We start from the raw sequence: 13,217 nt of genomic DNA, 5'->3' as shown, positions 1-13,217 counted from the left end.
AGTGGATAGGGTGTTATGTCCGGAAAAGCGCAACAGCAGTCTCGTATCAAAGAGTTGATCACCCTGGGTCGTGAGCAGAAGTATCTGACTTACGCAGAGGTCAACGATCACCTGCCTGAGGATATTTCAGATCCAGAGCAGGTGGAAGACATCATCCGCATGATCAACGACATGGGGATCCCCGTACACGAGAGTGCTCCGGATGCGGACGCCCTTATGTTGGCCGACGCCGATACCGACGAGGCAGCCGCTGAAGAAGCCGCTGCCGCGTTGGCCGCGGTGGAGACCGACATCGGTCGCACGACTGACCCTGTACGCATGTATATGCGTGAAATGGGTACCGTCGAGTTGCTGACACGCGAAGGCGAAATCGAAATCGCCAAGCGTATTGAAGAGGGTATCCGTGAAGTGATGGGCGCAATTGCGCACTTCCCTGGCACGGTTGACCACATTCTCTCCGAGTACACTCGCGTCACCACCGAAGGTGGCCGCCTGTCCGACGTCCTGAGCGGTTATATCGACCCGGACGACGGCATTGCGCCACCTGCTGCCGAAGTGCCGCCGCCTGTCGACCCGAAAGCCGTGAAAGCGGACGACGATGCCGAAGACGACGATGCCGAAGCCAGCACCGACGACGAAGATGAAGTCGAAAGCGGTCCAGACCCGATCATCGCTGCCCAGCGTTTCGGTGCGGTTTCCGATCAAATGGAAATCACCCGCAAGGCCCTGAAAAAGCACGGTCGCTCCAACAAGCTGGCAATTGCCGAGCTGGTGGCGCTGGCTGAGCTGTTCATGCCGATCAAGCTGGTGCCGAAGCAATTCGAAGGCCTGGTCGAGCGTGTTCGCAGCGCCCTTGAGCGTCTGCGCGCACAAGAGCGGGCGATCATGCAGCTCTGTGTGCGTGATGCGCGCATGCCGCGTACCGACTTCCTGCGCCAGTTCCCGGGCAACGAAGTTGACGAAAGCTGGACCGACGCTCTGGCCAAGGGCAAGGCGAAATACGCCGAAGCCATTGGTCGCCTGCAGCCCGATATCATTCGTTGCCAGCAGAAGCTGACCGCACTTCAGACCGAAACCGGTCTGACGATTGCCGAGATCAAGGACATCAACCGTCGCATGTCGATCGGTGAGGCCAAGGCCCGCCGCGCGAAGAAAGAGATGGTTGAAGCGAACTTGCGTCTGGTGATCTCCATTGCCAAGAAGTACACCAACCGTGGCCTGCAATTCCTCGATCTGATCCAGGAAGGCAACATCGGCTTGATGAAGGCGGTGGACAAGTTCGAATACCGTCGCGGCTACAAGTTCTCGACTTATGCCACCTGGTGGATCCGTCAGGCGATCACTCGCTCGATCGCCGACCAGGCCCGCACCATCCGTATTCCGGTGCACATGATCGAGACGATCAACAAGCTCAACCGTATTTCCCGGCAGATGTTGCAGGAAATGGGTCGCGAACCGACCCCGGAAGAGCTGGGCGAACGCATGGAAATGCCTGAGGATAAAATCCGCAAGGTATTGAAGATCGCTAAAGAGCCGATCTCCATGGAAACCCCGATCGGTGATGACGAAGACTCCCATCTGGGCGACTTCATCGAAGACTCGACCATGCAGTCGCCAATCGATGTAGCCACCGTTGAGAGCCTTAAAGAAGCGACCCGCGACGTACTGTCCGGCCTCACTGCCCGTGAAGCCAAGGTACTGCGCATGCGTTTCGGCATCGACATGAATACCGACCACACCCTTGAGGAAGTCGGTAAACAGTTTGACGTGACCCGCGAGCGGATTCGTCAGATCGAAGCCAAGGCGCTGCGCAAGTTGCGTCACCCGACGCGAAGCGAGCATCTGCGCTCCTTCCTCGACGAGTGATCCCAGAACCCCCGGCCCAGGCCGGGGGTTTTGCTTTCTACCGATTACTTTTTATAGATTCACCGCCGCGCCCTCCCTCCCCCGCAATGCCCGTCTACACTCGAAACATTCCCCGTGCCATAACGAGACCGTTATGCCCAGATTGCCGACCGTGCTTTTGCTGTCGCTGCTGACCTGGACCGCAACGGCTGGCGCCTTGACTCTCACGGAGGATGAGCGTGGCTGGTTGGCGGACCATCAGGAGCTGCGCCTGGGGGTGGATGCCTCCTGGCCGCCCTTCGAATACCGCGACGAGAACGGACGCTACCAAGGCTTGGCGGCGGATTACGTGCGCCTGATCCAAGACCGCCTGGGCGTCCGGATCAAGCTGATCGAGCCGGTGAACTGGAGCGCCGTCCTCGAACAGGCCCGCAACAACCAGCTCGACCTGCTGCCGGGCATCATGTCCACCCCCGAGCGCCAGGCCTACATGGCGTTCACGCGGCCTTACCTGGACTTCCCCATCGTCATCCTCGCCCATGAAGGCGGTGCGCAACCGCACAACCTGAAGGACCTCTATGGGTTGAAGATTGCCGTGGTGGAGAACTACGCGCCCCATGAGTTGCTGCGCACCCACCACCCCGACCTCAACCTGGTGGCCTTGCCGAATGTCAGCTCGACCCTGCAGGCGCTGGCCACCGATGAAGTGGACGCAGTAGTCGGCGACCTGGCTTCGAGCGTATGGAGCCTGCGCCAACTCAAGCTCGATGGCTTGTACGTCAGCGGTGAAACCCCCTACCGCTACCAACTGGCGATGGGCGTGCCTCGTGAAAACAAAATGCTGGTAGGGATTCTGGACAAGGTCCTCGCCGACCTCAGCCCGGACGAAACGCAAGCGATCCAGCGACACTGGGTCGGCAGCCTCACCGATCACCACACGTTCTGGACGGATCTGCTGACGTATGGCCTGCCCACGGTACTGCTGCTGAGCAGCGTATTGGTCGTCGTGATTCGGATCAATCGTCGGCTCAGTTCGGAAATTTCCCGCCGCGTCGCCCTCGAGCAGGAACTGCGCAGCAGCGAATATCACTATCGCGGCCTGGTGGAGAGCTTGTCCGCCATTGCCTGGGAAGCCAGCATTAGCGATTTCACCTACAGTTACGTGTCGCCGCATGCCGAAGAACTGCTCGGTTACCCCCGCGCCCATTGGCTGATTCCAGGCTTCTGGCGCAGCATCATTCACCCCGCCGACCTGACGCGCACCGAAGCCTATTGCTACCGCGAAACCCGCGCCAGCCGTGATCACAGCGTCGATTACCGGGTGATCACCGCCGACGGCCGTTGCCTGTGGGTACGCGATATTGTCAGCCTGATCGAACACGGCCATGAACCGGTACTCCGTGGCTTGATGATCGACATCAGTGACGCCAAGCACACGGAAGAGGCGCTGCAATTGTCCGAGCAAAAATTTGCCTCGGTGTTCCAACAGTGCCCAGACATTCTGGTGATCGCACGAATGTCCGACGGCTGCCTGTTGGAGGTCAACAAAGCGTTTGAGGACCAGGTGGGCCTGAAGGCCGAAGACGTGATCGGTAAAACCGCTACTTCGCTGAATATCTGGGGTATCCCGGGCATCGGCCCGGACCTGCTGCAACGGCTGCAGACCACCAGCATCCGCAACCTGGAAATGCGCTTTCTGCGCAGCAACGGCCAAGCCTTTACCGGGCTGATTTCCGCCGAACCGTTCCAACTCGACACGACCGAAGCCCTGGTAGTTGTGGTGCGAGACATCACCCAGCTCAAGGAAACCCAGCAACAGCTGCAAACCTCCGAAGAGAAATTCGCCAAGGCCTTCCATGCCTCGCCCGACGGTTTGCTTTTGAGCCGTCAGAGCGATGGCCAACTGATCGAGGTCAACGAAGGGTTCAGCCGCATTACCGGCATCGCCAGCGTGAGTTCCCTCGACCAGTCGACCCTGGACCTGGGCATCTGGGTCGACCTCAACGAACGCAAACACATGCTGGAGCTGCTGCAACGCGACGGGTTTGTCCGCGATTTCATCTGCCATATCCGCCGCAGCGACGGACAGATCCGGCTCTGCGAGTTGTCCAGCCGTCCGCTGCCCATCGGCGATGACGACTGCATGCTGACCATCGCTCGGGACATTACCGAGCGCCAACAGATGCAGGAAAAACTGCAACAGGCCGCTACCGTCTTCGAAAGCACCGCCGAAGGCGTGTTGATCACCGACACCCGGCAAAACATCAGCGCCGTGAACCGCGCCTTCAGCGAGATCACCGGCTACAGCGAAGCCGAAGCCCTCGGCCACACCCCGCGCCTGCTCGCCTCCGGCCTGCATGACAGCGCATTCTATGCCGCGATGTGGCACCAGTTGACCACTCACGGGCATTGGCAGGGCGAGATCTCCAACCGTCGCAAGAATGGCGAGGTCTACCCCAGTTGGCTGACCATCAGCGCCGTGCGCAACCGCGACCAGGCGATCACGCACTTCGTCGCGGTGTTTGCCGACATCTCCAGCCTCAAACATGCCCAGGCCCGCCTCGACTACCAGGCCCATCACGACCCGCTGACCGGCCTGCCCAACCGCACCCTGTTTGAAAACCGGCTACAGGCCGCGCTCAACAATCAACAGGAGAGCGGCCACCAGGGCGCCGTGCTGTTCCTCGACCTGGATCGCTTCAAACATATCAACGACAGCCTCGGCCACCCGATCGGCGACCTGCTGCTCCAGAACATCGCCGTGCGCCTCAAGGAGCAACTGCGCGACATCGACACCGTCGCCCGCCTGGGCGGCGACGAATTCATCATCCTCCTGCCCGGTCTGCAGCAAGCCAGCGACGCCCAGCACCTGGCCAATAAACTGCTGGCCTGCTTCACCCCGCCGTTCCAGGCGGGTGAGCACGAGTTTTTTATCAGCGCCAGCATCGGCACCAGCCTGTACCCCCAGGACGGCATGGACGTCGCCACCCTGGTCAAAAACGCCGACGCCGCGATGTACCGCTCCAAGGCCAAGGGCCGCAACCGCGTCGAAGGCTACACCCGCGACCTGACCGCCCAGGCCAAAGAACGCGTGGCGCTGGAACATGAACTGCGCCGGGCCATCGAACGCGATGAGCTGAGCCTGTATTACCAACCCAAACGGAGCCTGGAGACCCAGCAACTGATCGGCGCCGAAGCGCTGATCCGCTGGCACCACCCGACCTTCGGCGACGTACCGCCCGAACACTTCATCGCCCTGGCCGAAGAGAACGGCATGATCCTGCAGATCGGCGATTGGGTCCTGGAACAGGCCTGCCAACAAATGCACGCCTGGCAAACCGTGTTCGATCACTTCGGCCCGCTGTCAGTCAACCTCGCCGGCGCACAACTGCGCCAGCCCAACCTGCTGTCACGCATCGAACAGCTACTGCGCGATTACCGCCTCGAACCCGGCTGCCTGCAACTGGAGATCACCGAAAACTTCATCATGAGCCAGGCCGAAGAAGCGCTGGACGTGCTGCACCAACTCAAACGCCTGGGCGTACAACTGGCAATCGATGATTTCGGCACCGGCTATTCATCCCTCAGCTACCTCAAGCGCCTGCCCCTGGACTTCCTGAAAATCGACCAATCCTTCATCCGCGGCCTGCCCGACGACCCCCACGACGTGGCGATCGTGCGCGCCATCATTGCCCTGGGCCACAGCATGCAATTCACCATCATCGCCGAAGGCGTAGAAACCCCCGCACAACAAACCTTCCTCGCCGCCGAGGGCTGCGAACAGATGCAAGGCTACATCGTCAGCCTGCCCCTGCCCCCGGAGCTTTTTGCCGCGACGTTTCTTCGTATGAGGGTTCAGGATTTTTCGGATAGCACAGCGGAGAAACCATCGCTATAATCCGCGACCTGTTAAGGGCCTATAGCTCAGTTGGTCAGAGCAGAGGACTCATAATCCTTTGGTCCACGGTTCAAGTCCGTGTGGGCCCACCAACTCCAAAGCCGCGCATTGCGCGGCTTTTGTGTGTCTGTCGCTGCCGTTTTAGCCAGCGCCCTCGCCCTCAGGCTCACGTCGCAAACAACTGCCCGATATCCCGGAACGCCTTGAACTCCAACGCGTTACCGCAGGGGTCAAACAAAAACAGTGTCGCCTGCTCCCCCACCTGGCCTTTGAAGCGAATGTGCGGTTCCAGCACGAACGCGGTCTGCCGTGCCTGCAAGCGCGCCGCCAGCGCATGCCAGTCGTCCCAGCTCAATACCACGCCGAAATGCGGCACGGGGACGTCGTGGCCGTCGACTGCGTTGGTGTGCGCCGCAGCCTGGGAGGCTGTTTTGGGGTGTTCATGAATCACCAGTTGATGGCCGAAGAAGTTGAAGTCGACCCAGTGGTCGCTGGAGCGGCCCTCTTGTAGGCCGAATACCTCAGCGTAGAAATGCCGGGCAGCCGCCAGGTCAAATACCGGAATAGCCAAGTGAAAAGGTGCCAGTGTCATCAGGTCAAACCTTTGTGGGTCGTGAAGTGCTCTGAGTTTAGCCTTGCTCCCGGCGATGAAAAGACGCCGCAAGCCTGTAACATATGCCCCCTATCCGTCCGCACCGGAGCTGCCCTTGCCTGTCCTCGATGAAATCGACCGCCAACTGATCTCCGCATTGCAGATCAATGCCCGTGAAAGCGTCGCCATGCTGGCACGGCAACTCGGCATTGCGCGCACCACGGTGACGTCGCGCCTGGCTCGTCTGGAGAAAACCCAGGTGATTACCGGTTATGGCGTGCGCCTCGGCCAGCGTGTGGTGGATGGCGGGCTGCAGGCGTATGTCGGCATCACCGTGCAGGCGCGCTCGGGCAAGGACGTGCTGCGCAAGCTCAGCGCCATGGCCCAGGTTCAGCAACTGTGCGCGGTGAGCGGCGAGTTCGATTACGTGGCATGGCTGCGCACCGATTCGCCAGAACAGCTCGATCAATTGCTGGACCAGATCGGCAGCGTCGACGGCGTGGAAAAAACCACCACGTCGATCATCCTCAGCAACAAACTCGATCGCAGACAACCAATCTGACCGCCAACCTCGTCACTTTGACTGAAAACAATTCAATTCGACGACACTTTGCGTCTTATTAACGAACGCTACGCTCCCTAAACTGGCTGCCATCTTTTCCTATACTCAGCGGGTACGTCCCGCGAGCCGCTAGTAAGGTCAGCCATGAGCATTCCGTCCAGCAGCATCAGCAAGACCAATCGCCACCCCGCCGACGGTAAAAAACCGATCACCATCTTCGGCCCGGATTTCCCCTTTGCGTTTGATGACTGGATCGAACACCCCGCCGGCCTGGGCAGTATTCCGGCCGCCAACCACGGCGCCGAAGTGGCGATCGTCGGCGCCGGGATCGCCGGCCTGGTGGCCGCCTACGAACTGATGAAGCTGGGCCTCAAGCCCGTGGTGTACGAGGCCTCGAAGATGGGCGGCCGTTTGCGCTCCCAGGCGTTTGAAGGCGCCGAAGGGATCATCGCCGAGTTGGGCGGCATGCGTTTCCCTGTGTCGTCCACCGCGTTCTACCACTATGTCGACAAGCTCGGCCTGGACACCAAACCCTTCCCCAACCCGCTGACGCCGGCTTCCGGCAGCACGGTCATCGACCTGGAAGGCCAGACCCACTACGCACAAAAACTGTCCGACTTGCCTGCACTGTTCCAGGAAGTGGCTGACGCGTGGGCCGACGCCCTGGAAGCCGGCTCGCAGTTCGGCGATATCCAGCAAGCCATCCGCGACCGCGACGTGCCGCGCCTCAAGGCGCTGTGGAACAAACTCGTGCCGCTGTGGGACGACCGCACCTTCTACGACTTCGTCGCCACCTCCAAGGCCTTTGCCAAGCTGTCCTTCCATCACCGCGAGGTGTTTGGCCAGGTCGGCTTCGGCACCGGTGGCTGGGATTCGGACTTCCCCAACTCCATGCTGGAAATCTTCCGCGTGGTGATGACCAACTGCGACGACCATCAACACCTGGTGGTCGGCGGCGTGGCGCAGGTGCCCATGGGTATCTGGCGCCATGTGCCGGAGCGCTGCGCCCACTGGCCGGCGGGCACCAGCCTGAGTTCGCTGCACAGCGGCGCGCCACGGGCCGGGGTCAAGCGCATTGCCCACGCGCCCGGCGGCCGTTTCGCCGTGACCGACAACTACGGCGATACCCGCGAATACGCCGCCGTGCTGACCACCTGCCAAAGCTGGCTGCTGACCACCCAGATCGAATGCGACGAAACCCTGTTCTCGCAAAAGATGTGGATGGCCCTGGACCGCACCCGCTACATGCAATCGTCGAAGACCTTCGTGATGGTCGACCGCCCGTTCTGGAAAGACAAAGACCCGCAAACCGGCCGCGACCTGATGAGCATGACCCTCACCGATCGCCTGACCCGTGGCACTTACCTGTTCGACAACGGCGACGACAAGCCGGGCGTGATCTGCCTGTCGTACTCATGGATGAGCGATGCGCTGAAAATGCTCCCGCAACCCATCGATAAACGCGTGAAGCTGGCCCTCGACGCACTGAACAAGATCTACCCGAAAGTCGACATCAAGGCGCGCATCATCGGCGACCCGATCACCGTGTCCTGGGAAGCCGACCCGCATTTCCTCGGGGCCTTCAAAGGTGCGTTGCCCGGTCACTATCGCTACAACCAGCGGATGTACGCGCACTTCATGCAGAAGGATATGCCCGCCGAGCAACGTGGGATTTTTATCGCCGGCGATGACGTATCCTGGACACCGGCCTGGGTCGAAGGCGCGGTGCAAACCTCATTGAACGCGGTGTGGGGCATCATGACCCACTTCGGCGGCCACACTCACCCAGAGAACCCGGGGCCGGGTGACGTGTTCGATGAAATCGGGCCAATTGCCCTGGCCGATTAAGGAGCCAAGCCATGCGTGTCGCCCTGTACCAATGCCCACCGCTGCCACTGGATGTGGCCGGCAACCTCGAGCGCCTGCACCGACTCGCGCATGAGGCATCCGGCGCCGACCTGCTGGTGCTGCCGGAGATGTTCCTCACCGGCTACAACATCGGTGCCGAAGCTGTCGGCGCATTGGCCGAGGCGCAGGATGGCGAGTCGGCGCGAACGATTGCCGAACTGGCGCGAAGTGCCGGGCTGGCAATCCTGTACGGCTACCCGGAGCGCGCCGCGAACGGGCAGATCTATAACGCCGTGCAGTTGATCGATGCCCACGGCCAGCGCCTGTGCAACTACCGCAAGACGCACCTGTTCGGCGACCTCGATCATTCGATGTTCAGTGCCGGCGGCGATGATTTTCCGCTGGTGGAACTCAACGGCTGGAAACTGGGCGTGCTGATCTGTTACGACCTGGAGTTCCCGGAAAACACGCGGCGCCTGGCCCTGGCCGGCGCCGACCTGATCGTGGTGCCCACCGCGAATATGGTGCCGTTCGACTTTGTCGCCGACGTCACCGTGCGGGCGCGGGCTTTCGAGAACCGGTGCTACGTGGCCTACGCCAATTACTGCGGGCACGAAGGCGAGATTCAGTATTGCGGGCAAAGCAGCATCGCCGCGCCGGATGGGCAGCGAATCGCCCAGGCCAGCCTGGATGAAGCCTTGATCGTCGGCACGCTGGAACACCAATCGATTCTCGATGCCCGCGCCGCCAATGACTACCTGCAAGACCGCCGCCCCGAACTGTACGGCACGCTGCACAAGCCCTGATCTGGAGGGTTTGCTAGCATAGGCACTTCCCTCGTATCGGAAGTGCCCATGCCTGCGCCGGCCCAGCCCCATCACCTTCACCTGACCCTGGCCAACGGCCTGCGGGTTTCCCTGCGCCACGCCCCGCGTTTAAAGCGTTGCGCCGCTGTTTTGCGGGTGGCGGCCGGCAGCCATGACGTGCCGTTGGCGTGGCCCGGCCTGGCGCACTTTCTGGAACATCTGTTGTTTCTTGGCACTGAGCGTTTTCCGAGCGATGAAGGGCTGATGACCTACGTGCAGCGCCACGGTGGCCAGGTCAATGCCAGCACCCGCGAACGCACCACGGATTTCTTCGTTGAACTGCCGTTGTCGACCTTTGCCGATGGGCTCGAACGCCTGGCCGATCTGCTGACCCATCCGCGCCTGGCGCTGGACGATCAACTGCGCGAGCGCGAAGTGCTGCACGCGGAGTTCATCGCCTGGTCCCAGGACGCCAACGCGCAACAACAGGTCGCGCTGCTGGAGGGCCTGGCGGCCGATCATCCGCTGCGCGGCTTCCATGCGGGCAATCGCGACAGCCTGCCGGTGGAACGTCAGGCGTTTCAGCAAGCATTGCGGGATTTCCACCAGCACTTCTATCAGTCGGGGCAAATGACCTTGAGTCTGGCCGGCCCACAACCGCTGGCACAACTGGAACGCCTGGCGCAGCGCTTCAGTGAGCAACTGCGCGCCGGCCCGCGACACCCGCAGGCGGCCCCGCCAGCACTGATGCCCGCTCATACACAGCATTTCCAACACAGCGCCGACGGCCATCTGCATCACGTCATCAGCGTCGACGCCCCCAGGGAAGCCTTGGATTTCCTCTGTTTCTGGCTCAACGCCTCGGCGCCCGGCGGGTTGCGCGCGGAACTGCAAGCGCGGCAATTGGCGAGCACTGTGCAGGCCTCCGTGCTCTACCATTTCGCCGGACAAGCGCTGCTGGATCTCGACTTTACCCTCGGAACTCAAAGCGACGCGGCGACACAGATCGAAGCGTTGTTGTACGACTGGCTGAGCTTTTTCGCACACAGCGACTGGACATCTCTGCGCGAGGAATTCGCCCTGCTCAACGCACGCCAACAGCAGGTCCAAGGCGCCCTCGCGTTGGCGCGGCATGACAGCGAAGAACTCGAAGCGCCGTTGTCGGAGCAGCACGTTGCCGCCCTCAAGACCCTGCTCGACGCCCTGCCGCTGCAAGCCTGCCGACATGCGTGGCAACTGCCGCCCAACAACCCGTTCCTGCGCCCACCCGTGAAGGACGAACGCGCCGGCCTGATTCGCGGCCAGACCAGCGCCCACCGGGGCCTGCGCACCTTTGCCCAGGACCGTTCCCGAGGGCGGCGAGAGCTGTCGGCGTTGTCGTTCAGCCCGGCGTTGGCCGATGCCCATGAGGAAGGCGCGCTCTACCTGCGCTGGCGGCTGGATTGCGCGCGCCCATCGACGCTGGAAAACACCCTGGCACCGTTGCGCGAAAATGCCCACCAGGCCGGCGTCGACTTATCCTTCGACGCGATCGGCAATGACTGGCTGGTGAAGATGGTCGGTCTTCACCAACCCATGCCGGCGATACTCGATGAACTCGCGCGCAGCCTGAACCTGCTTGAGGAGGATCGGCAACACGCCCCTGCCGGCACACCGCCGATTGCCATCCGGCAATTGCTCAAGGCGCTGCCGGCGTGCTGTGCCGGCGTTCGACCAAACCCGCCTGCGCCCTCGCTGTCGTGGACCCACGCACGCTGGGAAGGCCTGGGCATTGGGCTGCCCGCCCACTGCGAAGCGGCGCTCAGATCCGCCGCCACCCGCTTGCCCGGGCAACCGGCAATTCTTGAATCCGAATGCCCCAGCCTCAACGGCCAGCGTCTATGGCATGAGGTCCACACCGATGCCCTCGATGCGGCCTTGCTGCTGTTCTGCCCGACGCCGACGCGCTCCCTGGCAGATGAAGCCGCATGGCGCCTGCTCGCGCACCTGCTCCAAGGGCCGTTCTACCAACGCCTGCGGGTAGAGCTGCAAATCGGCTACGCGGTGTTCAGCGGTATCCGACAGATCAATGGGCAAACCGGCCTGCTGTTTGGCGTGCAGTCGCCCAGCGTTTCCCTTGAGGGCATCATGCAGCACCTGCGCACCTTCCTCACGCAATTGCCGGCATTGATCGACGCCAGCGACGACCTCGGCCACCCAGCGCTGGCGCAACAGTTCACGGCGCAGGCGCTGCCCCTCGCCCAGGCCGCCGAACTGTTGTGGCAGGCGCGCCTGGCCGGCCATCCAGCGGATTATCTGACGCTGCTTCAACACCAGATCCAAGCCCTGACGCACGCGGATCTGCAGCGCGCCGCCCAACAGGTGCAGGACGCCGCGGGCGGCTGGCGCTGCATCGCCAACGGCCCGCGCAGCGGCGGTGACTGGCAATCGGCAGACTGATCGTTGCCGCTGCCGCAATAGGCTTTTTCCACCAAGACAGCGCTAACTTGGAAAAAAATGCGTAATATTCATAGGCACACATCTGAACATCTCCGACTGGAGGTGGACTATATGTATTACTTGGTAGTAAACGTCCCATCCCTTCGTAGGAGTAAGAATATGACTTGGTCCAAACCTGCTTACACTGATCTGCGCATCGGTTTCGAAGTGACTATGTACTTCGCCAGCCGCTGATTGGCTGGGTAAGACAACGCCTCGGCTCGTCCGGGGCGTTTTTGTTTTCAGCTTTGTTTGATGGAGCGGCCATGTTTGTCCAGATTCTAGGTTCCGCCGCCGGCGGCGGCTTCCCGCAGTGGAACTGCAATTGCGCGAACTGCGCAGGCTTTCGTGATGGCAGCCTGCGAGCGCAGGCGCGTACCCAGTCATCCATCGCGATTTCCGACGATGGCGTGAACTGGGTACTGTGCAATGCCTCGCCGGATATCCGCGCACAACTGCAGGGCTTCGCGCCGATGCAACCCGGCCGCGCCCTGCGCGACACCGGCATCAGCGCGATCATCCTGATGGACAGCCAGATCGACCACACCACTGGCCTGCTGAGCCTGCGCGAAGGCTGCCCGCACCAGGTGTGGTGTACCGACATGGTCCATGAAGACCTCAGCAGCGGTTTCCCGCTGTTCACCATGCTCACCCATTGGAATGGCGGCCTGGCCTGGAACCGCATCGAGCTGGACGCCAGCTTCACCATCCCGGCCTGCCCCAACCTGCGTTTCACCCCGCTGCCGCTGCGCAGTGCCGCACCACCGTATTCGCCGCACCGCTTCGACCCGCACCCCGGCGACAATATCGGCCTGATCGTCGAAGACCTGCGCACCGGCGGCAAACTGTTCTACGCCCCAGGGCTGGGCAAGGTGGACGCGCCATTGCTGGAAATCATGGCTGGCAGCGACTGCCTGCTGGTGGACGGCACGATGTGGGACGATGATGAAATGCAGCGCCGTGGCGTCGGCACCCGCACCGGCCGCGAGATGGGCCACCTGGCGCAGAACGGCCCCGGTGGCATGCTCGAAGTGCTGGAACACCTGCCGAAGCAGCGCAAGGTACTTATCCACATCAACAACACCAACCCGATCCTCGATGAAGATTCTCCCGAGCGGGCCGAGCTGGTGCGGCGCAATGTCGAAGTGGCTTACGACGGCATGAGCATTGAACTGTAGGAGCGAGCTT

9 protein-coding genes and 1 tRNA gene are annotated in these 13,217 nt (G+C 61.8%); 9 read left to right on the top strand and 1 reads right to left on the bottom strand.

What is annotated here, in order from left to right; all coding sequences use genetic code 11:
• Nucleotides 1-15 precede the first annotated feature (15 nt).
• The 3 genes from rpoD (at nucleotide 16) to C8K66_RS12445 (ending at nucleotide 5,835) form a co-directional block, all read left to right on the top strand.
• On the top strand, nucleotides 16-1,866 hold the full coding sequence (gene rpoD / locus C8K66_RS12455; RefSeq protein ID WP_017847823.1) for an RNA polymerase sigma factor RpoD: 1,851 nt from the start codon (nucleotides 16-18) through the stop codon (nucleotides 1,864-1,866).
• A gap of 133 nt (nucleotides 1,867-1,999) precedes the next feature.
• On the top strand, nucleotides 2,000-5,743 hold the full coding sequence (locus tag C8K66_RS12450; protein ID WP_108524958.1) for an EAL domain-containing protein: 3,744 nt from the start codon (nucleotides 2,000-2,002) through the stop codon (nucleotides 5,741-5,743).
• Between the two features lie 15 nt (nucleotides 5,744-5,758).
• Nucleotides 5,759-5,835 (top strand) — tRNA-Ile (locus C8K66_RS12445).
• A 74-nt stretch (nucleotides 5,836-5,909) separates the two neighbouring features.
• Here C8K66_RS12445 and C8K66_RS12440 read toward each other — a convergent pair.
• The gene (locus C8K66_RS12440) at nucleotides 5,910-6,335 is read right to left on the bottom strand and encodes a VOC family protein (protein WP_108524955.1); all 426 of its coding nucleotides are present in this window, start codon (nucleotides 6,333-6,335) and stop codon (nucleotides 5,910-5,912) included.
• A 115-nt stretch (nucleotides 6,336-6,450) separates the two neighbouring features.
• On the opposite strand from C8K66_RS12440, the gene C8K66_RS12435 reads away from it, so the two are divergent.
• The 6 genes from C8K66_RS12435 to pqqB all read left to right on the top strand — a co-directional run bounded on the left by C8K66_RS12435 (nucleotide 6,451) and on the right by pqqB (nucleotide 13,207).
• Nucleotides 6,451-6,897: an Lrp/AsnC family transcriptional regulator gene (locus C8K66_RS12435; protein ID WP_046381848.1), complete on the top strand. Its 447-nt coding sequence runs from the start codon at nucleotides 6,451-6,453 to the stop codon at nucleotides 6,895-6,897.
• Nucleotides 6,898-7,062: 165 nt separating this feature from the next.
• The gene (locus tag C8K66_RS12430) at nucleotides 7,063-8,745 is read left to right on the top strand and encodes an NAD(P)/FAD-dependent oxidoreductase (protein ID WP_046385157.1); all 1,683 of its coding nucleotides are present in this window, start codon (nucleotides 7,063-7,065) and stop codon (nucleotides 8,743-8,745) included.
• Nucleotides 8,746-8,756: 11 nt separating this feature from the next.
• On the top strand, nucleotides 8,757-9,551 hold the full coding sequence (locus C8K66_RS12425) for a carbon-nitrogen hydrolase family protein (RefSeq protein WP_108524953.1): 795 nt from the start codon (nucleotides 8,757-8,759) through the stop codon (nucleotides 9,549-9,551).
• Nucleotides 9,552-9,599: 48 nt separating this feature from the next.
• On the top strand, nucleotides 9,600-11,990 hold the full coding sequence (gene pqqF / locus C8K66_RS12420; protein WP_108524951.1) for a pyrroloquinoline quinone biosynthesis protein PqqF: 2,391 nt from the start codon (nucleotides 9,600-9,602) through the stop codon (nucleotides 11,988-11,990).
• A 159-nt stretch (nucleotides 11,991-12,149) separates the two neighbouring features.
• Nucleotides 12,150-12,224, top strand: coding sequence for a pyrroloquinoline quinone precursor peptide PqqA (gene pqqA, locus C8K66_RS12415; protein WP_003194766.1), 75 nt, complete (start codon nucleotides 12,150-12,152; stop codon nucleotides 12,222-12,224).
• A 71-nt stretch (nucleotides 12,225-12,295) separates the two neighbouring features.
• On the top strand, nucleotides 12,296-13,207 hold the full coding sequence (pqqB, locus tag C8K66_RS12410; protein ID WP_017847831.1) for a pyrroloquinoline quinone biosynthesis protein PqqB: 912 nt from the start codon (nucleotides 12,296-12,298) through the stop codon (nucleotides 13,205-13,207).
• Nucleotides 13,208-13,217: the final 10 nt, after the last annotated feature.

Origin of the sequence: Pseudomonas sp. GV105, assembly GCF_003058185.1 — a bacterium.
Lineage (GTDB): Bacteria > Pseudomonadota > Gammaproteobacteria > Pseudomonadales > Pseudomonadaceae > Aquipseudomonas > Aquipseudomonas veronii.
The sequence above is the reverse complement of the archived record's forward strand: the minus strand, read 5'-3'. Positions and strand labels throughout refer to the sequence as shown.

Excerpts from the sequence above, each read along its gene's own strand:
- rpoD (WP_017847823.1), top strand. The coding sequence starts at position 16 with ATGTCCGGAAAAGCGCAACAGCAGTCTCGTATCAAAGAGTTGATCACC.
- C8K66_RS12450 (WP_108524958.1), top strand. The coding sequence starts at position 2,000 with ATGCCCAGATTGCCGACCGTGCTTTTGCTGTCGCTGCTGACCTGGACC.
- C8K66_RS12440 (WP_108524955.1), bottom strand. The coding sequence starts at position 6,335 with ATGACACTGGCACCTTTTCACTTGGCTATTCCGGTATTTGACCTGGCG.
- C8K66_RS12425 (WP_108524953.1), top strand. The coding sequence starts at position 8,757 with ATGCGTGTCGCCCTGTACCAATGCCCACCGCTGCCACTGGATGTGGCC.
- pqqF (WP_108524951.1), top strand. The coding sequence starts at position 9,600 with ATGCCTGCGCCGGCCCAGCCCCATCACCTTCACCTGACCCTGGCCAAC.
- pqqB (WP_017847831.1), top strand. The coding sequence starts at position 12,296 with ATGTTTGTCCAGATTCTAGGTTCCGCCGCCGGCGGCGGCTTCCCGCAG.